Raw genomic sequence first — 21635 nt, forward strand, 5'->3', positions numbered from 1 at the left:
ATATCAATGATTGTCCTTGCATTATCATATGTGAATCCATTATATCTGTTGACGGCTCTCTCGTGCCAGCCAAGCCCCGCCAATCACTCCGGCATCGTTTCCAAGCGTCGCTATTTTAAAACGAACGCCTTCCTTTACCCGCTTTAACGCGTAACATGAAAAATAATGTTCGATCACTGCAAGCAAAGGCTCTCCCGCTCGGGAAACACCACCGCCGATCACGATGATTTCAGGATTGAGCGCGTTGGCCAGGTTGGCAAGCGCCAATCCGAGATGAAAGCCGACCTCTTTCACAACTTTCTCCGCGGCTTCATCCGCTTCGGCATACGCCTTAAATACTTGCTTTGCCGTAAGCTTACCCGTTTCTTGCAAATGACGATGGAGCACGCTATCAGGTGCTGAAGCGACTTGTTCAATAGCCAGTCTGGCAATACCGGTCGCTGAAGCAATCGTCTCGAGGCAGCCTGTTTTCCCGCAGTTGCAAGGCGCTCCCCCTTCAGGTACAGCGGTAATATGACCAATTTCACCGGCCATGCCATTGACACCGTGAAGAATGCGGCCATTCGCGATAATTCCGCCGCCAACACCAGTACCGAGGGTCACACAAAGCAGATTTGCCGCCCCTTCGCCAGCACCGCGCCACATTTCACCGAGCGCCGCCATATTCGCATCATTGTCTACTGTGACAGGTAAGCCTGTCTTTTGTTCGAGCTCATCTTTCAAGGGAAAATTACGCCAGCCGATGTTCACCGCCTGATAAACAAATCCCGTCTCCATTTCAAAAAAACACGGAGCACCGAGGCCAAGGCTTGTGAGCCTGACATCCTGTTGTTTGTGTTTTTGCCATTTTTGCGCGATCTCATTCGCAATGTCCGTCGTAATATACTTGCCTTCCTCCTGTTTGTTTGTAGGTATCTCCCATTTCGTCACAATTTGACCCGTTGCTGTGATAAAAGCCATTTTAATCGTTGTACCACCAACGTCGATACCTACATACCACTCTTCCATTGTCGTCACCTTCTATTCCTTTCGTCCTGACGCTTCCTGCCGCAAGATGAGCAACGCTTGTTGAAATACTGTCTGATCAATCATTTTCCATTCATAAAGCTCCCGAAGCTCGTCTTCCATCAACGAAAGATCGAGGCCGCGATCTTTTGTATAAATGATCGTACCGTGTTTTTTCAGGAGCTGCATGACATCAAACATTGTTCTCACGATCCTCACCTCACCCTCATTATAACAGCTTCATAACGGTTACGAAAAGGAGCCAAACTAAAGGAGTGAAGGCAATATACGAATAGCGCCAGAGAATCTGCCGAATTTGAATTTGTATGAAAACTCCGAGAATAAGAGCAGCTGCAAACAGAGCGCTGACAAACAGTGTAAAAAACGTCCTAAGCTCTATTAATCCCCACTCGACCCCCATCAGAAAAAACAGCAACGCGAGCAGCGAGACGACAATCCGGTCCTCCGGATGAAAAAAGCCGAGCGTCGGATGAAAGCGCCTCATGCTTGCGACGATAAACAGGAGCGCGACGACAGCAACGAGATAATCCAGTAGCCATAAGCTAATCCATCCCGTTAAAAACATCCCCGTAATCATACCGAGATAGCATAAAAAAGTAAAACAGACCGTCAGCAAAACGAGTTGAACCGGCCGCACCTGTTCCTTCGGCGCAACGAGTAATCCGCCAATCGTAACTCCGATTGTGACGATAAAGATCAAAATGGTGAGAATAAACCACATGCTGATCTCCACCTCTCTTTATACTTTAATTTCTTCTGTCTCAGCCTTGTCAACAGATTCTTATGGTATGATATGTACGAATGGACAAATTAAGAAGAGCCGGATCAGCAGCCGATGGCACAAAAGGAGACTGAGCATGGAACAAAAAATGAAAGAAGTCATTGACCGGGCGTTGTACGGGGCGCCGGAAATCAAACCGGAGGAGCGGAATCTTTTTCTCTCCACTTTATTGGAACGGATCCACCTCGCCCTTACAAAAAAGCAGGTGATTAATAAAGGAATGTACAAAGAAGCCGTTGAGCTGATGAAAACGAAGCGCAACCTGCATCTTTATTTAAACGGCAACCTCGGCTATAATCATTTTTCCAACTATATTAAAGAAGCTGGAGCGCATGGCGTCAGCTTTACGTTTGTCACGCCGAAAAAGCTGACCCCATTCGGTCTGATCGTCGCCAATCAGACTGAGGCCATTGAAACGAAGCAGCTTTTCATTAAGGATGAACTGTTTGAGCTTGATATGGAGGAAAGCGGCGCCGATTTCTTATCGTAAGAGCACAGTGCTGTGCATAAAGTGCTTGAGACAAAACTAGCTTTGCCTGGGGGCTTGGCAAAAGGTAGAACAAAACAACCTTTGCTCCCAGCCCCGCTTTGCTTCCCCGCTAGCGATCCGGATCGTTCGGATGAATCGCGACCGGACGGCGGTTTTTTAGTGGCATTGGCGCGCGGAAAATGACATCCCGCAACGCGCGTCCGTTAAAGGGCAAAAACGGCCACATATAGGGTGTGCCAAGTACTTGAAGACGAACGAGCATTAACAGCCAGACCGTAATGCCGCCGACGAAGCCGGCGAGACCGAACAATGCGGTCGACAACAGGAGGGCGACACGGATCAGCCGATTGGCGAGACTTAACTCATAGCTCGGCGTCGCAAATGTCCCGACGACGGCCACCGCCAAGTATAACACCACCTCCGCCGAGAACAGCCCGACATTAATCGCCACCTCGCCGATTAACAGCGCGGAGACGAGCCCCAGCGCGGTCGCAAGCGGGTTCGGCGTATGGATCGCCGCCATCCGCAGCATTTCGATCCCCGCTTCAGCCACGAGAAACTGGGCGAACAGCGGTACAGCCCCTTCTTTTTCTGCACCGATAAAGGACAGTACCTCTGGAACAAACTGTTCATTCGTCGCGAGCAAGTACCAAAGCGGCAGTAAAAATAATGACGCCCACACCGCGCCGAAGCGCACGATCCGCAGGCTTGCCCCGACGACCGGCTTTTGCCTGTATTCCTCCGCATGCTGAAGATGGTGCCAGAACGTAGTCGGCACAATCATCGCACTCGGCGAACCGTCGACAAGCAGCAAAATATGCCCTTCAAACAGATGAGTCGCGGCCACATCGGGCCGTTCCGTATAACGAATTAACGGATAAGGCTGATAATGATGGCCGAAAATGAACTCTTCAATGCTTTTATCCGCCATTGGCAAGCCGTCCGTATCAATTTGATCAAGGGCTTCCTTCATTGCCTCGACATATTCCTGATCGGCAATATCAGCGAGATAAACAAGCGCCAGATCCGATTTCGAGCGCCGTCCGACTTTGTTATATTCGACGCGCATACTGCGGTCACGGACCCGGCGACGGATCAGCGCCGCATTCATTACAAGCGTCTCGACGAAGCCATCTTTTGAACCTCTGATTACCTGTTCCGTATCCGGCTCCTCCGGCCCCCGAACGGGATATTCCCTTGTATCTAAGAGGATGACCTGGTCAATCCCTTCAACGACCAAAGCCGCCGGTCCGGCAAGCACCTCATCAATCACCTCATCCAAATCGTCACTTTTCGCGATCTCGACATAGGGAATTTGATGCTGCATCAACGTATCAAGCGGATTTTCCTTTAATCCGTCCTCAGGCAGCCGGTTCAGCTCACGCTGAATTTGCGTTAATGCCGCATCCTTGCCGAAGCCATCGACAAGAAAGAGCCCCATCCGCCGGCCGCCATGCTTTAGTTCCAAATGAATTAAGTCAAAGCTCGCATCAACTCCGAGCTCGTCTTTTAAAAAAGCGATGTTCTTCTCAAAATCGCCCGAGACAGGGTGCTTTCTTGACTTCTCCTGCATGAAATGACCTCCATTTCACAATCCGTTGATTCCTTTCAAGTATTCGCCTGCCGCTCGATTTCCATGCATTCGCCAAGCATAAGATCAGGGCCGGCTGCATATGATCAAGCAACGGTTGTCCACGGAAAGGAGGGAAGGACGGATGAGAACATGGAAGCTAGCGCTCGCCCTGCTTGTCGGCTCATTTTGTGTTGGACTTTTTCTCGTTTTTCAAATTAAGCCTGAACCATTTCGCGATGCGCTGATCTTTTTTCCACTTGATCCGACAGCATCGTTTTCTGAAGCAAGCTCGAATATTGAATTTCAAAAAATTGAAGACGAGGACGAATACATACTCAACTGGTCAGTCAGCTCCCTTTTAAATCAACAGGCTTATTTGCGCCAGGATGTTTCGCTATTATTTGAAGACGGTTATTTGAAGGATATGCTTTCAGCCTGGCGGGAAAACACTGACACGCTGCAGCTGGAAAAAGAGGTTCGCTCTGATGATAGCGGGCATTATCAGGTGATAACCTTTCATCACGCAGAGCTTCATTATCCCGATGATGTGATTAAAAGTGCGCAAACATTGAGCGTCGATGAGCTTTATGTCATTGATTCTCCCTTGCATCCGCTGCACTCGTTTACGATTCCGGCGACGGAGGAGGACGCTGAAAGCAAACGCATTCTTGACTATATTTTGTCACAGCAGCAGCTGTATGAATGGGAGTCCTTGCTTGAGCATTACCAGCTGGCAAAAGAAAACTACAGTCTGATCGCGCTGACAGACCTCGCCAAATATGAGCATGAACCTTTGCCCCATCTGACAGAAGAAGAGACCAGCCGTTTTCTCGGAGGTCTCTGGGAAGGACTTTATAAGCATTATGTATTGGGCATCGCCCGCCAGGACGGAGCGCCCCTGTCACCGATTGGTAGTACCGTGCCGCTCATTCTGATTCCGCATACCGGTGATCATTTCTTTATTTTATTCCGCACCGCCGATGGCAAGCCTGTTCAGCTTCTGCAAACGATTACGTTGGAGGATCAGTAATTTGCTCGTACAAATCTTCGTACATCGGTTCATTCGGCTCTAATTGAATGGCGCGCTCTACTGAGGCTCTCGCTTCCTCTGTCTCTCCCAACTCCAGGTAGATGAGCGCCAGATTGTAATGAGCCTGATGAAAATCAGCCCGCTGTTGAATCACCTCAAGCAGAAGCTGTTTCGCCTCTTCATAATTGCCGAACATCGCTTCTGCATAAGCAAGCAGGAATGGGGCCTCCGGCATGTCAGCTCCATTTTCGACCGCCTGCTGCAAGAAAGGATAGGCTTTCACAAGCTCCTCCTGCTGCAAATATTCCTGCCCGATTTGCAAGGAAAGCAGGGCGGACGGGGCCTTTTGCTCATTAATCATTCCGTACCAGAGCAGCCCTCCAATACTAATAACGGTTAGGACAAAAGCGCCCAGCTGTCTGGCCGACTTCGCGTGCTTTGGCAAGTGAACGATGGCAGAAGCGAAAAAGCCGCCGATCAGTCCGCCGACATGGGCGCCATTGTCGATCATCGGCACCGTCAGACCAAAAATCAAATTCAGTCCGAGAACAAACAGCACGCTTTTCCCCATAGTCCGGAAAAATAATTTTTTGTGAATCGTGCCAAAATAGAGGAGAGCGCCAAAACAGCCAAAAATCGCCCCTGACGCCCCGGCCGCGACCTGTTCATTAAAGGCAAAGCTGGCGGCTGAGCCAAACACTCCGGCGATAAAGTAGATCACTAGAAAGCGGCCAGTGCCGTACATCCGCTCTACAGCGCCGCCTAAGTAAAACAAAGCAAGTGAATTCATGAAAAGATGCAGAAAGCCGATATGGAGGAACATCGCCGAGACGAGACGCCACCATTCCCCTTGGATAATTAACGGATTATACTTTGCGCCGAATTCAATTAATGTTAAGACGGACGTACTGCCGCCGTTCTGTTCCACCAGCCAGTACATCACAGCGATCAAAGCGAGCAGCACATAGATCATCCGCGGCTTTCCAAATAAAAAAAGCTGCCGCTCCTCGCGCTCGCGGCTCTGCGCCCTTTCGACCACTTCCTGCCGCAGCTGCTTGACGGTCAATTCGATTTCCTCAACCGAATTCATAGCCGTCGCTGCCGGCAGCACCAGTTCACGGACAGCCACCTCGCCGCCGGCAGCCGCTTCTCTAGTGACAAGTGATGTATAAACGGTTGTTTTCTTTTGTTTATTCGCTACAAAAGGCTTTTGCAGCTCCTCCCAGGAATCAACCGGCGGGTAAACACTTATGTAGAGATTTTCGCCGATCAGCTCATTAAGGCGGAGCTGACGCCGCAACAGCTCGAACCGGCTTACAGACGCTACAATATCGCGTTTTAACCAGTTCGCCCAATCGACATCCGCTCTAACAATTCGCAAAATTCGCCTCGGCTTCGACTCCTCGTCCTCCAGCCATGCCTCGTTTTCCTGCTGCTGAAGCAGGCGATAGCCTCGATTAACAATCAAATGGTGGATCACCTTCCAGTAATACGCATCGTGCTGTTCCGCTTCCACGATACCCCTCCCTCCAGCAGGCGCTTTTTCTTATAAGAAGAAGCCTGAACCAGTAAAAACAAGACCCGTTTTTGGCCTGGCCAGACTCCTCTTATCACTGAAGCTGCTGAAAAAGTACGATTTTCACTTCTTCAAGTTACGAAAAAGGAAGTTTCTCAGTGGCCTCTTATCACTGCGCCTATTGATGTTGCGGCTGACGGCTTGATAAGACAGATCCCAATACTTTATCACGGATTGCCGGAATCTGCATCGCCATGCTGATCGCAACTTTTCTCAGCCAACGCTTTCCTAAAAAAGCGTTAATGACCCGATAACGGTACTTATACAACAAGTAGCAAGAAAAAACGAACGATACCATCGTAACGAAACGCTGTAACATCGTATCCCTCCTTTTTCTTACTATACGTCAGTGAAAAGAATTTATCCGAATGAATCTGATCTTGCCAATACTTGCAAGTATTGATCAATCTCCATGTACTTCCGTTTGCTTCCATAGGCTTCCGTTACCCCGTAAGGCCGCTCGGTCAGCCGGTTAACATGGACATCCAAATCGTGAACGAGCTGATACAAATACGTTAGCGCTGTTTTTTCCTGAAACACATAAGTGATACGGCTGAGCACAACCATTTTTTGCACATCATTCATCAGTTCATACGGCACCTGTTTCCCGTAAAAAAGCTCATTAACAGACTTTTGAAACAAGCGCCATTCTTTCGTTTCCAATAGTTCGATCCATTGATCGCTGTCCGCCTGCTCCACCATTGTCTCCAGGTATGTACGCTGCTCCCGGATGCTCGCTTTCATTTTTTCTCTTAATTCATGTAACGATTCTTCTGCAAATAGTTCTTCAAAATCAGGGAGCTCCCGTTCGGCGGCCTGCTCGGGCGGCTTCTCGTTCACAGCAGCTTCTTCCGGTTCGGTTGCTGCTTCTTTCGCCTCCCTCTCCGCTTCTGCCACTTGTATTCCTTGCTCGGGTGGTTGAATTTCTGCGAATCCAATTAGCGCTACTACTATGACTATGCCTGACAAGCCAATAAATAATCGCTTCTTTCCCCTAAACAAAGATCGTTGTCCCTCCCTTTACCGATTAATCTCCAATATATTTGCTGTAAAGCGTCCTTGCTCTCGTCAAATCCTCCGTTCCCTGCACGAGCGCTCTTCCGTCAGGGAATAAGACGATCCGCTCTCCTTCTTCAAGCTCAATTCGTAAAAGAAACGGCGTTGCCTTCACTTGGGCGCTTCCGATCAGCCTCTTCTCCCAAAGCGCCAGATCAAACGGCTTTTGTCTGTTGATCTGCACCGTTTCCCGGCCACAGAGCGTCGTCACTTCCGTTTCATCGGCCGTTAAAGCCGGGAAGCGGCGCTGCTGACAGGTCGGACAATCGGCCTTCGCTTTTTCCATTTTCAAATCAAATTGATGGTTGCCCCACAGATCAAAGCTGCGTAACGTCCCACGTAACGCCCCAGTTTGCCCGACTAAATATTTCATCACCTCGACAACCTGATAAGAGGCCACAATATCGACAACCGGACTGATCACACCAACGGTATCACATGTTTCTCCACTGCCGCTCCCCTCGTTGATTAAACAACGGAGACACGGGGTTTTCCCCGGGATAAACAGTGCCGACATCCCCCGCGCACTCACCGCTCCGCCGTAGGCAAACGGAATTCCTTTTTGAAAACACATATCGTTTAATAGAAACCTGGTCCGAAAATTATCGGTTCCATCAAGAACAATATCAACATCTTCCATGAGGGCCGGCAAGGTTGAAGCCGTCACATCGGCAACCGTCGCCTCAATTTGCACAGCGGAATTAATTGCCCGCAGCTTTCGTTCAGCGGCGATCGCCTTCGGAAGACTTTCATTGACATCGCTTTCATCAAAAAGCATCTGTCTTTGCAAATTGCTCATCTCGACATAATCGCGATCCACAATCTTCACTTTGCCGACTCCGGCCCGCACTAAGTGGTTGGCCAGCACGGTTCCAAGCGCTCCGACGCCGACAATGAGCGCGACTTTTTCGGCCAGCGTCCTCTGCCCCTCTTCTCCTATCGGAGCGAAGCGCATCTGTCTTGAATAGCGTTCTATTGAATGTTTCTCCATCTCGATCCACCTTCAAACCTATTTTAAATCCATCCGCGGCTCACTTCCAGCTTAAAGAAGCAGCAAGCCGGAAATAAGACCGAGGATAGCCCCTGTAAAGGTACAGATTATATTAACACTATCATTATCGAGCCATTTCACGCCATATTTATGCTCTGTCGGCCTGTCGCAATGAATCGTCCGTTCGGTTTCCCTGCCGCATTGCGGACAATGGTAAACAACCTGACAGCTCGCCCCCATTAACGTATCAAAAAAGTTGCCGACAAACCCTGAGACAATCAGGGCAAAAAGAAGCAGATGGCTGTTATAATAACTGCCCCACCATAAGAAAATCGCCAGCACGACGATGAGAAAACTCCCGGCAAAGGCCGCCGCCAAGCCGAGCAGCGTCACCGCGCCGGAGGTTCCTGGGTCAACGCGCTTCCACTTGACAACATGAAACGGATGCTGCTTACTGAGCGAGCCGATTTCCGTCGCCCATGTGTCTGCAGTTGCCGCAGCAATGCTGGCTACAAAACCGCAAAGCAGCAATTCACTAGGAACGAAAAGGTAGGTCACGGCCAATAGCGCCGGAACGCCGCCATTGGCGATCACTTGCATCGCGTCGCGACAGTCGCCTTTTTCGACAATCTGATCGTCCTCTCGTCCCTGCTTTTGCTTGAATTTCCCTAATAATGTTGAGCTGAAAAAGAACAACGACAATAGCAGCAGACCTTGCAGCCCAAAGCCGAGCGCAATAAAGCCGCCGACGCCGACAGCCGCCACCCCTCCAGAAACAGTCAGCGCCCTTGCCTTTACCGCAAAGAAGGCGATCAGCACGACCCCGATTAACAGCACGGCGATCATCGAACAAACCCATCCGTTGTCACAATATGGTCAACTAGCTGATCGTGAGCTTCTGTCAGCAGCCGTGGATAGAGCTGACACGAAAAAGCGAGGGCCACCGTTTTCGTCCCAACGCGGGCCAGCAGCCGATCATAAAAGCCGCCGCCAAATCCGAGACGCGCGCCGCTCTGGTCGAAAGCCAGCCCCGGAACGATGATCAAATCAAGCTGTTCCTCCGCAACCGGCGTGCATGCTTCGGGCAACGGCTCCATTAAATCACTATATCTCTTTTCAAGCTGGCTGAAACTGCTCAGTTCGTAAAAACGCATTGATTTCTCATTTACATTCGTCCGCGGCACGGCTACTCTCTTTTTTTCCTTCCATGCCTGATTAATAAGTTGATATGTATCGACCTCTCTATGGCGTGAAATCGTCAAGGCAATCAGTTGTGAAGCCTGCCAATAAGAGGAGTTGACAAGATGTTCTGCAATTTGCCGGGAATCCCGAATATAGTCCTGATCGGACATCGCTTCCAGCGCTTCTTTCGTCTTTGCTCGAATAAAATTCTTCTGATTCACAACACTCTCTCCCTTCCCCGAACGCCCCGGATGTGTCATGGCCATCTGTCAAAGAAAAAAGAAGCAGTGGAAAAATCCAGCTGCTTACTTTGTTTCGCGGTGAAGCGTGTGACGCTTCAATCTTGGGCTGTATTTCTTTAATTCAATACGCTCAGGATTTGTGCGCTTGTTTTTTGTTGTAATATAGTTACGGTCGCCTGTCTCAGTGCAAGCAAGAGTGACTTGTACGCGCATTCGTTATCCCTCCAAACTGTGCTTTCTTCATACTTGATTATGATAGCAAATCTTCCCTCAGTGATCAAGTGTTTTTTCTTTACAGTATGAATTGGCAAGAATTTGGCGCTGGTACGATGCCCAGACATCCTCTTCCGACTTCGCTTCCAGGTTCCAAAGCTGACCGCATGCTTCCTCATATCCGGTCATGACAAGCGGCATCAGCATCATACATTCTCCGCTCGTCTTTGAGAGCGGAGAAATCGCCAGCTTCCCGCTTTCCCCTTCCCAAATATCATCCTTGACTCCGACGGAAACCTGCGGCGCCGCCTGTTGAAAAAAGCGGGCTCCAACTAAACTTACCGCTTCCTTGCTATATTGCAAAATCACATGCTGGGACGGAGAAACGAAACTGAGCTCTGGTGGTGCGCCGGCTTGATCCGGCAAGTGAATCAGAAAACGCAGCTCCCTTATTTCATGCGATTGATTTTTCAGTGAAATCGTCGAAAGCGCGGCGGACTCCTCCGAATAGAGCAGAGTAATCTGCAGCTCCCATCTTGGGTGGTACGCCATAATATGAAGAGACTTAAGCGCTTCACACGGCAACATAAATACCTCCCATTCCTCTTCATGAAGCCAGATGCACTCCCCCTCCTTCCAAATAGCAAAGCGATATGGCAAGCCCAGCAATAAGCCTTTTGTCTGCTCACTTTGACGTTTTTGCGATGCTTGTTCAGCAAACATGCGCTGTCCTCCTTTTTTACTGCCAGGCTGTTGATTGGTGATTGAATACACTGGCATTACGCCTCCTTCATGATTGTCTTGTTTTTATGAAGCATTCAGTTACATAACGGATTTTCCGACTGTCGGCGGATAGACCAGCTCCGCCTGCAGCGTCTCTGTTAAATCAGTCAGAGAATAACCGGATGTGCTTAAATAATAGAGCGTCGAAAGGATGGCAAACGGCGCATCGTAGGCCATAACCTGCACCGTGCCTTCCGCTTCCATCATCGCCCTTGTCGACGGCTTCGTCCGCACAATCGTCCCGCCAAAACGGGCGGCAAGCATCTCCAGCTGGGCCCCGCCGAATAAAGGAGCGGCGAGCTTCGGATTTTGTTTTAACGCCAGCTGCACTTGTGCTGTCTGGAGCAGCTGCTCTTCATCTGAAAGAAGGAACCCCTCTTCCGTCATCCAGCTGACAAATTCTCCACTTTCCCCGATTAAGATGCCGAGGTCGGCCTGCTGATTGCGGACAAAGCTCTCCATCTGTTCAATATCCTGTAGATCGCGAACCTCCATCCATTCACACTGCAAATAATCAAAGAGAAAGGAAATCACCGGAAACTGTCCCTGTGTTTCATCATAAAGCGCAATCTTCCATTTCCGCTGACGAATCGCTGCCACATCAATCCGGGCAAGAAGCTCAGAGAGATAAGATGATTCTTGATCGCTCCTTGTCCGGTGCATGCCGCTCTGCCCATCTGGAACAAAGCGCCGGCAGCGCATGGCCAGATACTGCTGCAGCCGCTGCTGCCATTCTTTATTTACCGGCATCCCGCGCTCATCAAACAGCTCGATTATCAGCTTCTTCTTGCCATTACGCTCCGACTGGCGGATGTACAAACCGCCGGCCGGCTCATTCCTTTCGAGGCTGAAGCGGAAAACCGGCAGCAAAGTTGACTCGATTTCCACGACATTCACTCCCGTCGCCCGTAAGCATCGAAGCGCAATTTTCTTCAGCGCGATCGAGCGGGGCTGATGGTCACTGGACAGATAAACAACCTGCCCGTGCCGGAGTAAGCTTCCATACGCCGAGGCAAGAGCGGCGGTCTGCTCCTCCGCGTTCGCAAAGGCAGCCGAAAGTCTGGCGCGGTGTCCTTTCAAGGCAGGACCCCACTCAACTGGTTGTCCAATCCTTTGGCCGGCTGCAGCCGCCCGAGGCGAAGAAAGAACCACTTCTTCCACAACAGTTCCGCTGCCAATCACAAGCGGCTCCTGAATCGTCATTCGTTCTTTGACGATAACCCCGTCTGCCAGCACCGCCCCTTTTAATGTACTCCCCTGCTGAAGCACCGCCCGCGGCCAGGCAACCGTGCCTTCGACTGACGCCCGTCCGGCTACGGTAGAAGCGGCACCAACAACCGCTCCCGGGCCGATCGAAGCACCACGCTGTACCACTGTTCCAGAGCCGATGACGACAGGGGCTTTCAAGCTGACACCGGCTTCGATCATCACATCTTCCCCGACCCAGATGCCAGGCGCAACCTCGGTGCCGCTTATTTCCGCGCTCACATGGCCGTGGAGCAAATCCAGCTGTGCCTGATAATAGCGTGGCAGCGTGCCAATATCGGCCCAATAGCCCTCTGCCGGATAGCCATTCAACTGCTTACCGAGCCGGAGCAGCTGCGGGAAAATGTCGCGGCCAAAATCCGCCTTCTCGCCTTTCTCGATAGAAGCCAAGATCTCCGGTTCCATCAGATAAATCCCGCTGCTCACCGTCTGACTAAAGATTTCTTCTTCTTTCGGTTTTTCGAGAAAGCGCGTTATCTGCCCCGCGTCATTCATTTGCACAACAGCGAAGTCAAGCGGAGACTCGACCTCTTTCACAAAGATCGTTGCAAGCCCACCCATCCTTTCATGGGCCGCGATGCCTTCTCGCAAATGAAAATCGCTCAACACATCGCCGCTCATCACGAGAAAAGGTTCATCTAAAAAAGCTTCAGCCTCCTTTACACTTCCAGCCGTGCCAAGCGGATTGCTTTCTTTAAAATAAGTCAAACTGACACCGAGGCCGCTCCCGTCACCGAAATACGCTTCAATTTTTTCCGCCATGTACCCGACCGTCACCGCTATCTCCGTAATGCCATGTTTCTTCAGCAGTTCAATGCCGTATTGCATCACCGGTTTTTCCGCCAGTGGGGCCATCGCTTTTGGCCTCTGCGCCGTTAAAGGCTGAAGCCTCGTCCCTTTTCCGCCTGCGATAATCACTGCTTTCATCGATCAAGCCTCCTTTTCGATCTTCAGTCCGTCATCCTTTTCCGTATAGCATCGTGAATATTCCTCTTCCGTTTGCCTGGCGATCGCCGGCCAGCTGTACGTCGTTTGCACATCCTGTCTTGCTTGCGCAGCCAGCCTCTTTCTTTTTCCGGGATTGCTGTATAGATCAAGAACTTCTGTCAACAGGCCTTCGGCGTCTCCTGGACGAAACGTTAACCCATTTATCTGATCGGCTATGATTGTCGCCAGACCCCCGGTCTCAGCAACAATTGTCGCGACGCCTGCTGCCATTGCCTCAAGTGCGACGATGCCAAATGGCTCATACAAGCTTGGGAATACCGCCGCATCACAGCGCTGCAACCACTCATTCCGTTCCTCATCACAAATGAAACCGAGAAAGCGGATATACTCCTCCAGGTTATTCGCCAATACCTGCTGTTCATACTCATGCAGCAGTGGCCCTTTCCCGGCGATCACAAACCGGATATCGAGCTGTCGTTCTTTCACGAGCGCCGCTGCTTCAAGCAGGGTGTGAAATCCTTTTTCCTTCACCATCCGCCCGATCGAGAAAACCGTAAACGGCTGCCCGCCGGCAAGGACATTTTCGGTTTCCGTCCGAATCAGCGTCTGATCGACCCCATTTGGGATGACGGTCAATTTTTCCGCCGGCAGACTGAAAATCGTTTGAAGCTCCTGCTTCATAAATTCACTGCAGACGATCACGCGGTCGGCGGCCGCGGTCAGCTCTTGTTCCTGCTCGTTAATCCGCTTTTGCAAATCAGTATGAATGCCGTTGTTGCGCCCATGCTCGGTCGCATGAATCGTCGCCAGCAGCGGAAGAGAGAGACGGACTTTTAACGCAGTTGCGCATAGACCGACAAGCCAATCATGAGCATGAATCAGCGTAAAGGGATGGTTGCGGGCGAGCTTTCGCGCGTACTCGTACATGGCGATATTTAAGCTGCCGACCCAGTCGTAGAAGCTTTCGGCTCTTGGTTGAGCTCCCTTCACCCGGTGGACATGGACACCCTGATTGACCTCATAAGCAGGATAGCCGGGAAGATCAGCGGTAATCACATGAACGTCATTCCCCGCCTGCTGCAGCATTCTCGAAAGGTCAAACACATGCCTGGCAAGTCCGCCGACAATCAGCGGCGGAAATTCCCAGCTGAGCATCATAATCGTCTGCTTCCCCTGTCGTTGCTGGTTTCCGTACTGCTCTTCGATATAAGCATCATGAGGAGAATAGAACAAATCAGCATTTACATCAGCAAGAAATGGAAAGTCCTCCTCAATTTTCGTCAGCCATGTCTCCTCTACGGTCTGCTGCTGAAGTCTCTCCTTAATTTCATCGAAGCGCCGCAAATGGGTCAGGAAGCGCTCTTCGGCGTATTGTGAAGCCGTTTCACCGTCAAGGATAAAGGCCCAATCACTGCTCACCGCCAGCATCCATTCACGCACAAGCTGTTTACGCGCTCTTTCTTCAAGGGCGCCCTGCTTTCGGTAAAGCGCGCTGACTGAGGCAAGATCGCGTTCCATCCGGTGATGAGCGCGATACAGCATTTCATTTTTTTCATTTAACCAGACCGAGCCGTAGCCTTCTCTCCCCCATGTCGAAAACGAAACATGAACGGTTTCCAAATCGCGATAATGGCGATGGACATACGTTTCAGCTGTCAGTAATCTGTAGCCGGCTTGTTCTGCCTGCAGCACCGCTCCAAGCCATTCCGGCCCTTCAAACCACCAATGACCAAATAATTCGGCATCAAACGGCGTTACCATCATATAAGGAGGATCGGACTGGCCGCCATGTTGCGCGACCTCCGACTGAATCGCTTCGACAAAGTCGGCGGCATGGCGGTGAACCTTTCCTTCGGCCCATTCACGTACATAGGTGGCCTTCTCTTCCTGCTGTCCGGTAATCCGCCTATGCTTAATGCCTGTATCGATGCGAATTCCTTCCGGATGGATGTAGGGCAGAATATAGCTTTCGTCCCGCTCGTAGGCAATATCGCGATAAAACTCACGATAATCAGCATCTCCGGGATAACCGAGCGTTGAGCTCCATACTTTGCCCGACAGTCGCGTATGTCGCGGAAAAAGCACAAGGCCGTGCGGCGAATAGACCGGCGCCCCGCTGCCTTTACCCGGCTGCGGATCAGCATAGAGCAGGGCATGCTCATCAACGAATGTATAGCGCACACCTTCCTCGACAAGGATCCGATCAATCCCCGGTGCAAAGGCGCATTCCGGCAGCCAGAAACCGGTTGGCCGATGGCCGAAGTGGCGCTCAAAGCAGGAGAGCGCCTCAACAATTTGCGAGCGGACGGCGGCTTTTGTTTTGACATATGGCAGGAACGCATGCGTTGCCGCGCTCGTGATGCAACGGATCATGTTCTGATCCTGCAGGGCGCGAAAACCGTTCAGAACGTTTTTATCCCAGCGGAGATAAAAACTCGTAATCTTCTGAAATCGCTTCTGATAGAAAGACGTGAGATCGTGTTCTTCCTTCGTGGCGGACGTCCGCTTCGCTTCCTTAACGAGAAGCTCTTCCGTTCGCGCAAGGTATTGCTCATAGCGGGTTTGCAGCAACGGATCGGCGAGCATTTCCATCACGGGAGGTGAGATGGAAATCGTCAGCGCTTCTTGAACCTGTGCAGCTTCAAGCTCCCAAAGCATGGGAATGTACGATTCTGTCAACGCTTCAAACAGCCAGCGCTCTTCCAGACGATCAGGCTCCCGGTGGCGCACATAAGGCAAGTGAGCGTGTAAAACGAGTGAGAAATACCCTTCTTTCACAAACTCCCTCCTATCGAATAACCTCGTAATAAGAATACGCACAAAACTGTTCAAGCCAGCTCGGCTCTTCGGCGCTGCCGTTCTTCCATTGCTCGACAGCTTCCGAATATTGGCCGGCATCGGGCGGCTGACAGCGCGCTGTACCGATCGCATTGGAACGAAGCAAGGTGAAAAATGTCCCTTCCCTCGTCCAGATGCCGAAATCGACAATATAGGAACGGTTTTCTTTCATCCCGCGAATAAACCAGTTATTCGTCATTTCCGGCAGCGGTATATCCTGTTCGTAATGGGCATTATGTCCATCAAAAAGCACGTCGGTACAATCATATATCCGTAAATACTTCTGCTGCTTCGCCCATGGCTGCCTTATATGCTGTTCGCTCATATTTCTTAGCATTTCACTTATTTCCCAGTAGGCATAGATGACATGCGGCCCTTCAGCAAGGAGTGTGATTTCATCTCTCTCTTCCTCTGTCGGGATAGCGGGTACCGCCGAACCAGTACATTGATCCTGCGCGTTTTGCCAACACGATCGAACCTGGCCGACGGTCGTACTCAGTTCTCTCGCAATTCTTTGAAAAGAGTGACCTCTGCGGCGCAGCATGACGATCTCTGACTTCATCTTCCATTCCCTCCCTGCCGATTCGCTTTGGTTTTATCATACATTCAGCCAACATTTGGAACAAGCAGACGTTTTTGTCTCTTTTTGTCAAAGTTGCGTCACTGCTCTTTTTATTCGCTGAAAAAAATCGTTCGTCTTTTTTCGCTAAGCTTTCTTGTCGTTACGATGCTGTCGAACGTTGAAGATCGGCATCGCACAAGCTTCCTTGCTGAAAAGTCTAGTAAAGAAGTCGGAAGTGGAGGTATAATGAAAAGCATGAGTTTTGTCGAAAGAGAGGGTTGCTTATGGAGACTGCCATTATCATTTTATTTTCACTGGCGATTGTTTTATTTTTACTGTCGTTTTTTCGAAAAGACAGCAGCAAGAAGCTAGAACAGGAGCTTGAGACGTTATCGCTTACCCACCTGCAGGACATGTATCAGATCAAAAAACGGCTCGCCGTGCTCGAAGACGAATTGCTGATCAGCCAGCAGCGCTCACCATTTCAGAAAAAATCCCGCTCTCATCAGCTGATGCAGGAGGTCATTGCCCTTTATGAGCAAGAAATGTCAAGTGAAGAGATCGCCACAGCGACCGGACTGACCGCTGATGAAGTCGAACGGCTTCTCATCCCTTATTTGCAGGCGGAGAAGGAAGGTGGACAGTGATGGGCCACAAAGGGCTTCAAAGCTTTGCGGGCGGGTTATTTTTGGCTACGGCGATCCTCGGCGGAACCTATTACTATTCACATCATACGGCTGAAGAATCATCGCCTGAGATGATCGAGCTGTCGACAGAAGAAATGATGACGCGACTGACGGCTGCAGGCTATGCGGTGCTGACAGAGGCTGAACTTGAGGCTGTGCGGGACGAAGCAGCCTCCGCCACTGAACAGCCGGAAGATGGGCAAGAAGAACAGCAAATCATCTATCAAATGGTGCTGACGATTTCATCCGGAATGACGAGTCATCAAGTAGCCGAACAGCTCGCAGCCGGTCAAATTATCGAGGAAGTCGAGCCTTTTCTTGAATACCTCCAGAGCAATGGACTGACCCAGTCGATTCGCACCGGGCAATTTCTTCTGAGCAGTGAGATGACGGTGGAAGAAATCATCGCAGTGATTACGTAATTGAAAAAGCCTGGCTGCTTCCAGCGCATAAAAAAGGCCGGTCTCGCAAGGATCGTTTTCCTGGAGACAGGCCTTTTGCCTTGAGCAGATTTCGTTAAGCAGGAAGAAAGACACCCTTCTGCGCTCACCTTTAACACCAATCCGCACTATTCTTAGTTTTCTTCCGTATCCGGATCTTCGAGTACAGGGCTGTCGACCATTTCCGGACCATTTCGCTCTTCCTTCATATCAAAATATGCATCGAGCATCCGCTGGGCAATATTTTGCGCCATACCTTGTCTTCCCCCTCGTGACTCAAGCTTGACGTTAGGAACGACAACGGCAAATGCCACCTCCGGATTGTCAAATGGAGCATAGCCGACGAACGTCTGGTTATTTCCCTCGACTTCGTTCACCGTTACCTGAGCTGTCCCTGTCTTAGCAGCAAGCTGATATGGCCGGTCAATAAAGCGTGAACGCGCCGTTCCTCGTGTTCCGGTTACGACATCACGCAAGCCTTGCTGGACACGCTGAATATGGGCATCGCTCATATCAATCCGGTTCAGGACGGTCGGCTCAAATTTTTGGACGACCGCCCCCTGTTCATCCTTATCGGAGACAGGCTCGCGAATTTCTCTGACGAGTCTCGGCTTCATCCGGTAGCCGTCGTTGGCAATCGTCGAAATATATTGAGCAAGCTGCAATGGTGTATACGTATCAAACTGGCCGATCATCAAGTCAAGCAGGTTTCCCCCCGCCTGATAGCCTCCGTCCACTCCGAGCGCGGTCGAAGGCAGATCAATGCCTGTCTCTGTTCCTAGCCCGAACTGGCTGAAATTAAAGCGGGCCTCATCATACGCGGCATTAATCGAATTTCTGTTCCAGTTACAATTATTCGGGTAATGACAGCCGGCCATCAGCATCGCGATTTCAAACATATAAACGTTTGAGGACACCTCCAGCGCTTTTCTGTCATCGACCCAGCCGAAGCCGCCCGGGACGTATGATCTCTTGATCGGCGTTCCCGGAAGATCGATCGGCCGATCATAGAACGAATTTCCCGGCCAAGTAACGCCGGTTTGAAACCCGGTTAAAACCGAGGCTGCCTTAACAGCTGAACCCATTGCAAAAGCCTTAGTGACATTGCCGATATGGTCGGAATAATTGCCGCTGTCCTGTCCGGCAGGATCATTAAAACCGGCCATGGCCAGAATATCGCCCGTGCGTGGATCCATCATAACGGCGTAGGCCGAACGGTCAAGAATAAAGGAATTTCCGGCAAGGCGCATTTCCTCTTCAATGCTTTCCTCGACCTTTTGCTGGAGCTCCATATCGAGTGCGAGCACAAGGTCATTTCCACGCTGACCGAGCTTTTCATTAACCGAACGTTCAACGGTCTGGCTTCCGTGCGAGGTCGTGATGCTTTCCATCACCGCCTTTTGTCCACGGAGTACATCCTCATATTGCTCTTCTAAAAAGCTCGTGCCGACATAATCCGAGCGCTCGTATCCGCGCGACAAATAATAGTCCAAATGCTCCCGCGGGATCGGGCCTGTTGAGCCAAAAAGACTGCGGAACGAATCACCGTAGACATAGGACCGCCGTGAGTCACGCAAAATGTCGACTCCGGGTAGACGGTCAAGATTTTCACTGAGGCGGTGCGCCTCTTCCTCGGTTATACCGCGCTTAATTCGCTGCGGAGAGTTGGCATATCCGCGAGCCATTTCACGATAAATCGCCAAAATTCGCAAATCCTGCTCAGAAAGGCTGTTAATCGCCGACTCCGGCACCCGATCCACCTCGGCCCGGTATTCCTCGGAAGGATCATCGAATTGAGCCCGCTCTTCCTTCGACATAAGCTCATAGCGTTCTTCCTCCGTCATAGTCAGAAGAATATAGTCCTGCTTATCACGATCTGTAACACTGTCCGTCTCGACATCAATTAACTTTTCAAGCTCAGTGGCGACTTCAAGCATATGGGTGCTGCTTGTCGCTCTGGACGGATTCGTATAGGTAACGGATAATTCAAGCTCATTATCGACGACGACATTTCCGTAACGGTCATACATCAACCCTCTCGGGGCGTCAATTCGCGCCGTCGTATTGCTTGTCCGCTCAAGCTCCTTCACGAATTCTTCTCCCTGGACAATCTGCACCATCCCAAGCCTTAAAATCAAGGCCGAAAAAAGAATGAAAACGGCGAAAAACAGCACATTCAGCCGCGCCGGTAAATGATGCTTCTTCTTTGGTCGCGCTTTGCTCACAGCCTCTCCTCCTCCCTGTTCACCTAACGTTTCTATGTAAAATACATTAGAATAGGCACCTACAAGAGGTGCCTAGAAACATTCGCATTCATAACCCGCGTATGCCGTTGCTTCAGTTGTTTCATGAACCTACTCTCGTAGGTGGGTGTTCGCAGATTCCCGTTCAACGTCCAGAACAATGCTGGCATGTTGGCAGAGACTCAATGTAGAACTCCCTGAAAAAATGCAAGGTTCGAAACAAGGAGAAGCTGACTAACACGGCAGGCAAGCTTCGTTTATTTGTAAGCTTATTATATCATATCAGCGCTCTTTGTCAAAGCGAACCTTTTTCGCTTAGACGGATGTCTCGCCTGTGTCGCCTTCCCCTTTTTCCTGTCTGGCAAAGCTGTAGCTTTCCCCTCCTTTTTCTTCTTGAAAACGGATTCCCCTGACGAAAAAATAAATCAGAAAGTGGCCGCCTCCAAGCAGCATCAGAAGAATTGGAATCGCTTTATCTTCGGGAAAGAACGTAATCGTGAAAATAAACGTCAGCACCGAAAGAATACGCCCGCTATTTAAAAACAATTCACGGACGACGATATATTCAATTCGCATCTCCGCCGCCCGCCAGCTTTTGCCGATGACATCATAAGTTAAAGAAACATACGGCACGAGCAGCATCGGATAGGCAATGGAAATGACAATCCCATACATGATTAACTTGGCAAACGAAAGGTCGAACACAATTAAGAAAATAGCGGCATATAAAATCGTTCCGCCAATCAGAATCGAGGTTTTGCGAAAATGGGATTTCACCAATCGTGTCACCGTATAATAGCCGACAAACTGGACAGCAGAGGCGACGAGCCCGTATGTTCCAATCGCCAGCTCACTGCCTGTTGCTATGTATACCCAGACAACGATCACAAAAACAAACGTCCCTTCACGCAGCCCCTGAAAAAAGTGGGCATGAAGAACGCGCCGCCAGTTAATATTGCTTTTTCGTTCCTCGAGAATGCGGCGAAAATAGAACCTCCCCTCCGCCGATCTTCGCTGTAGCATGAAGCTGAGCAGCACGGCGACGACAAAGAGCGAAAGTGAAATCGAGAACATCACCGTGTAACCGGCGAACTTTTCCATTCTGGTGATCACGAGTCCGGATACAATCGGCCCGATCATCCCGGCAAAGGACGTTAGCAATCCGAGGAAACCGTTAAAGAAATCTCTCGTGTCCGGCTCTGTAATTTCAAAGGTCAGCACATTAAACGCCAGCCAGTAACAGCCAAAGCCGATGCCCAAAATGGCGCCCAGCACGAGCAGAAAGCGGTTTGCATTATCTCCCAAAAGCAGCACCGTACAGTAAAAGCTGGATAGAGAAATGACACCGAGCCTTAGCACGATCACGCGATCAATCCGTTTCGCCCATCTTCCGGCAAGAATAAAAGTAATTGGCTGCAAAATAACCGCAGCCAAATTGTAGAGAGCCAGATCAATAAATTGACCCGATTGCTTCCAAAGGTAAACATTTACAAATGTATTTGATAAGGCGACACTCAACGCATAGAGACCGCCGATCAATAATAAGATTGTCAAATCTCTTGTTAATTCCACATCTCCAATGACTTTTGAAATAAGCGATTTTTTCACCGACTCCACCACCCTCATCAGTAGTGTGTCTCTTGAAAATATCGTTATTCAAATTAATTCGCATCATGCTTGCAGAACGGAACAGCTCCGCTTGCTGTCCG

General features: G+C 50.3%; 21 protein-coding genes and 1 other RNA gene. 4 read left to right on the forward strand and 18 right to left on the reverse strand.

The features are described 5' to 3' along the window. Positions 1–39 precede the first annotated feature (39 nt). From ABMB67_RS04065 to ABMB67_RS04075, 3 genes are read right to left on the reverse strand one after another with little or no spacing between them, the layout of a single operon-like run. The gene (locus ABMB67_RS04065) at positions 40–1008 is read right to left on the reverse strand and encodes an ROK family glucokinase (RefSeq protein WP_251221747.1); all 969 of its coding nucleotides are present in this window, start codon (positions 1006–1008) and stop codon (positions 40–42) included. Positions 1009–1020: 12 nt separating this feature from the next. Next, positions 1021–1206 (reverse strand): YqgQ family protein, encoded by a 186-nt coding sequence (locus ABMB67_RS04070; RefSeq protein ID WP_285890116.1) that lies wholly within the window; start codon positions 1204–1206, stop codon positions 1021–1023. A gap of 28 nt (positions 1207–1234) precedes the next feature. Continuing rightward, positions 1235–1747, reverse strand: coding sequence for a hypothetical protein (locus tag ABMB67_RS04075; protein WP_251221745.1), 513 nt, complete (start codon positions 1745–1747; stop codon positions 1235–1237). A 136-nt stretch (positions 1748–1883) separates the two neighbouring features. On the opposite strand from ABMB67_RS04075, the gene ABMB67_RS04080 reads away from it, so the two are divergent. Continuing rightward, positions 1884–2297 (forward strand): YueI family protein, encoded by a 414-nt coding sequence (locus tag ABMB67_RS04080; protein WP_354571198.1) that lies wholly within the window; start codon positions 1884–1886, stop codon positions 2295–2297. Positions 2298–2406: 109 nt separating this feature from the next. Here ABMB67_RS04080 and ABMB67_RS04085 read toward each other — a convergent pair whose 3' ends face one another. Beyond that, complete coding sequence (locus ABMB67_RS04085) at positions 2407–3870, reverse strand: spore germination protein (protein WP_354571199.1); 1464 nt, start codon at positions 3868–3870, stop codon at positions 2407–2409. Positions 3871–4012: 142 nt separating this feature from the next. On the opposite strand from ABMB67_RS04085, the gene ABMB67_RS04090 reads away from it, so the two are divergent. Next, the gene (locus ABMB67_RS04090) at positions 4013–4900 is read left to right on the forward strand and encodes a hypothetical protein (protein WP_354571200.1); all 888 of its coding nucleotides are present in this window, start codon (positions 4013–4015) and stop codon (positions 4898–4900) included. On the opposite strand, the gene ABMB67_RS04095 is transcribed toward ABMB67_RS04090, so the two are convergent. The 11 genes from ABMB67_RS04095 to ABMB67_RS04145 all read right to left on the reverse strand — a co-directional run bounded on the left by ABMB67_RS04095 (position 4881) and on the right by ABMB67_RS04145 (position 16557). After that, entirely contained in the window at positions 4881–6416 is a 1536-nt protein-coding gene (locus ABMB67_RS04095; protein ID WP_354571201.1) for a rhomboid family intramembrane serine protease, read from the reverse strand. The two genes, ABMB67_RS04090 and ABMB67_RS04095, sit on opposite strands and share 20 nt — an antisense overlap. A gap of 178 nt (positions 6417–6594) precedes the next feature. Next, entirely contained in the window at positions 6595–6795 is a 201-nt protein-coding gene (gene yqgO, locus ABMB67_RS04100) for a protein YqgO (RefSeq protein ID WP_251221740.1), read from the reverse strand. A gap of 41 nt (positions 6796–6836) precedes the next feature. Further along, positions 6837–7478, reverse strand: coding sequence for a hypothetical protein (locus ABMB67_RS04105; protein ID WP_354571202.1), 642 nt, complete (start codon positions 7476–7478; stop codon positions 6837–6839). Positions 7479–7503: 25 nt separating this feature from the next. Further along, entirely contained in the window at positions 7504–8523 is a 1020-nt protein-coding gene (locus ABMB67_RS04110; protein ID WP_251221738.1) for a ThiF family adenylyltransferase, read from the reverse strand. A gap of 51 nt (positions 8524–8574) precedes the next feature. Further along, positions 8575–9369, reverse strand: a complete 795-nt coding sequence (locus tag ABMB67_RS04115) for a DUF92 domain-containing protein (RefSeq protein WP_354571203.1) — start codon at positions 9367–9369, stop codon at positions 8575–8577. Beyond that, entirely contained in the window at positions 9366–9926 is a 561-nt protein-coding gene (locus ABMB67_RS04120; RefSeq protein WP_251221736.1) for a 5-formyltetrahydrofolate cyclo-ligase, read from the reverse strand. Before ABMB67_RS04120 ends, ABMB67_RS04115 begins: the two co-directional genes overlap by 4 nt. An 84-nt stretch (positions 9927–10010) precedes the next feature. Next, the gene (gene rpmG, locus ABMB67_RS04125; RefSeq protein WP_003323811.1) at positions 10011–10160 is read right to left on the reverse strand and encodes a 50S ribosomal protein L33; all 150 of its coding nucleotides are present in this window, start codon (positions 10158–10160) and stop codon (positions 10011–10013) included. Positions 10161–10217: 57 nt separating this feature from the next. Further along, entirely contained in the window at positions 10218–10940 is a 723-nt protein-coding gene (locus ABMB67_RS04130; RefSeq protein ID WP_354571204.1) for a hypothetical protein, read from the reverse strand. A 42-nt stretch (positions 10941–10982) separates the two neighbouring features. Then, a complete protein-coding gene (locus ABMB67_RS04135; RefSeq protein WP_354571205.1) occupies positions 10983–13136 on the reverse strand; it encodes a sugar phosphate nucleotidyltransferase in 2154 nt (717 codons plus the stop codon). A gap of 3 nt (positions 13137–13139) precedes the next feature. Then, a complete protein-coding gene (locus ABMB67_RS04140; RefSeq protein WP_354571206.1) occupies positions 13140–15935 on the reverse strand; it encodes a 1,4-alpha-glucan branching protein domain-containing protein in 2796 nt (931 codons plus the stop codon). A 10-nt stretch (positions 15936–15945) separates the two neighbouring features. Continuing rightward, the gene (locus tag ABMB67_RS04145; protein ID WP_354571207.1) at positions 15946–16557 is read right to left on the reverse strand and encodes a DUF4912 domain-containing protein; all 612 of its coding nucleotides are present in this window, start codon (positions 16555–16557) and stop codon (positions 15946–15948) included. 284 nt (positions 16558–16841) lie between these two features. Between ABMB67_RS04145 and ABMB67_RS04150 the strand changes: the two genes are divergently transcribed. After that, entirely contained in the window at positions 16842–17204 is a 363-nt protein-coding gene (locus ABMB67_RS04150; protein WP_354571208.1) for a hypothetical protein, read from the forward strand. Next, positions 17204–17665, forward strand: coding sequence for a hypothetical protein (locus tag ABMB67_RS04155; RefSeq protein WP_251221730.1), 462 nt, complete (start codon positions 17204–17206; stop codon positions 17663–17665). The genes ABMB67_RS04150 and ABMB67_RS04155 overlap by 1 nt, the downstream gene beginning before the upstream one ends. A gap of 152 nt (positions 17666–17817) precedes the next feature. Here the strand turns inward: ABMB67_RS04155 and ABMB67_RS04160 are convergent, their stop codons facing one another. The 3 genes from ABMB67_RS04160 to ABMB67_RS04170 all read right to left on the reverse strand — a co-directional run bounded on the left by ABMB67_RS04160 (position 17818) and on the right by ABMB67_RS04170 (position 21534). Beyond that, positions 17818–19908, reverse strand: coding sequence for a peptidoglycan D,D-transpeptidase FtsI family protein (locus tag ABMB67_RS04160; RefSeq protein WP_251221729.1), 2091 nt, complete (start codon positions 19906–19908; stop codon positions 17818–17820). Positions 19909–19996: 88 nt separating this feature from the next. Further along, positions 19997–20178: non-coding RNA, 6S RNA (ssrS, locus tag ABMB67_RS04165), on the reverse strand. Positions 20179–20241: 63 nt separating this feature from the next. Continuing rightward, the gene (locus tag ABMB67_RS04170; RefSeq protein WP_354571209.1) at positions 20242–21534 is read right to left on the reverse strand and encodes an MFS transporter; all 1293 of its coding nucleotides are present in this window, start codon (positions 21532–21534) and stop codon (positions 20242–20244) included. Between the last annotated feature and the right edge of the window lie 101 nt (positions 21535–21635).

The sequence above is a fragment of the Halalkalibacter oceani genome, assembly GCF_040544555.1.
GTDB classification, from domain to species: Bacteria; Bacillota; Bacilli; order Bacillales; family Bacillaceae_D; genus Halalkalibacter; species Halalkalibacter oceani.

Excerpts from the sequence above, each read along its gene's own strand:
- ABMB67_RS04065 (WP_251221747.1), bottom strand. The coding sequence starts at position 1,008 with ATGGAAGAGTGGTATGTAGGTATCGACGTTGGTGGTACAACGATTAAA.
- ABMB67_RS04070 (WP_285890116.1), bottom strand. The coding sequence starts at position 1,206 with ATGTTTGATGTCATGCAGCTCCTGAAAAAACACGGTACGATCATTTAT.
- ABMB67_RS04075 (WP_251221745.1), bottom strand. The coding sequence starts at position 1,747 with ATGTGGTTTATTCTCACCATTTTGATCTTTATCGTCACAATCGGAGTT.
- ABMB67_RS04080 (WP_354571198.1), top strand. The coding sequence starts at position 1,884 with ATGGAACAAAAAATGAAAGAAGTCATTGACCGGGCGTTGTACGGGGCG.
- ABMB67_RS04085 (WP_354571199.1), bottom strand. The coding sequence starts at position 3,870 with ATGCAGGAGAAGTCAAGAAAGCACCCTGTCTCGGGCGATTTTGAGAAG.
- ABMB67_RS04090 (WP_354571200.1), top strand. The coding sequence starts at position 4,013 with ATGAGAACATGGAAGCTAGCGCTCGCCCTGCTTGTCGGCTCATTTTGT.
- yqgO (WP_251221740.1), bottom strand. The coding sequence starts at position 6,795 with ATGTTACAGCGTTTCGTTACGATGGTATCGTTCGTTTTTTCTTGCTAC.
- ABMB67_RS04110 (WP_251221738.1), bottom strand. The coding sequence starts at position 8,523 with ATGGAGAAACATTCAATAGAACGCTATTCAAGACAGATGCGCTTCGCT.
- ABMB67_RS04115 (WP_354571203.1), bottom strand. The coding sequence starts at position 9,369 with ATGATCGCCGTGCTGTTAATCGGGGTCGTGCTGATCGCCTTCTTTGCG.
- rpmG (WP_003323811.1), bottom strand. The coding sequence starts at position 10,160 with ATGCGCGTACAAGTCACTCTTGCTTGCACTGAGACAGGCGACCGTAAC.
- ABMB67_RS04130 (WP_354571204.1), bottom strand. The coding sequence starts at position 10,940 with ATGCCAGTGTATTCAATCACCAATCAACAGCCTGGCAGTAAAAAAGGA.
- ABMB67_RS04135 (WP_354571205.1), bottom strand. The coding sequence starts at position 13,136 with ATGAAAGCAGTGATTATCGCAGGCGGAAAAGGGACGAGGCTTCAGCCT.
- ABMB67_RS04145 (WP_354571207.1), bottom strand. The coding sequence starts at position 16,557 with ATGAAGTCAGAGATCGTCATGCTGCGCCGCAGAGGTCACTCTTTTCAA.
- ABMB67_RS04150 (WP_354571208.1), top strand. The coding sequence starts at position 16,842 with ATGGAGACTGCCATTATCATTTTATTTTCACTGGCGATTGTTTTATTT.
- ABMB67_RS04155 (WP_251221730.1), top strand. The coding sequence starts at position 17,204 with ATGGGCCACAAAGGGCTTCAAAGCTTTGCGGGCGGGTTATTTTTGGCT.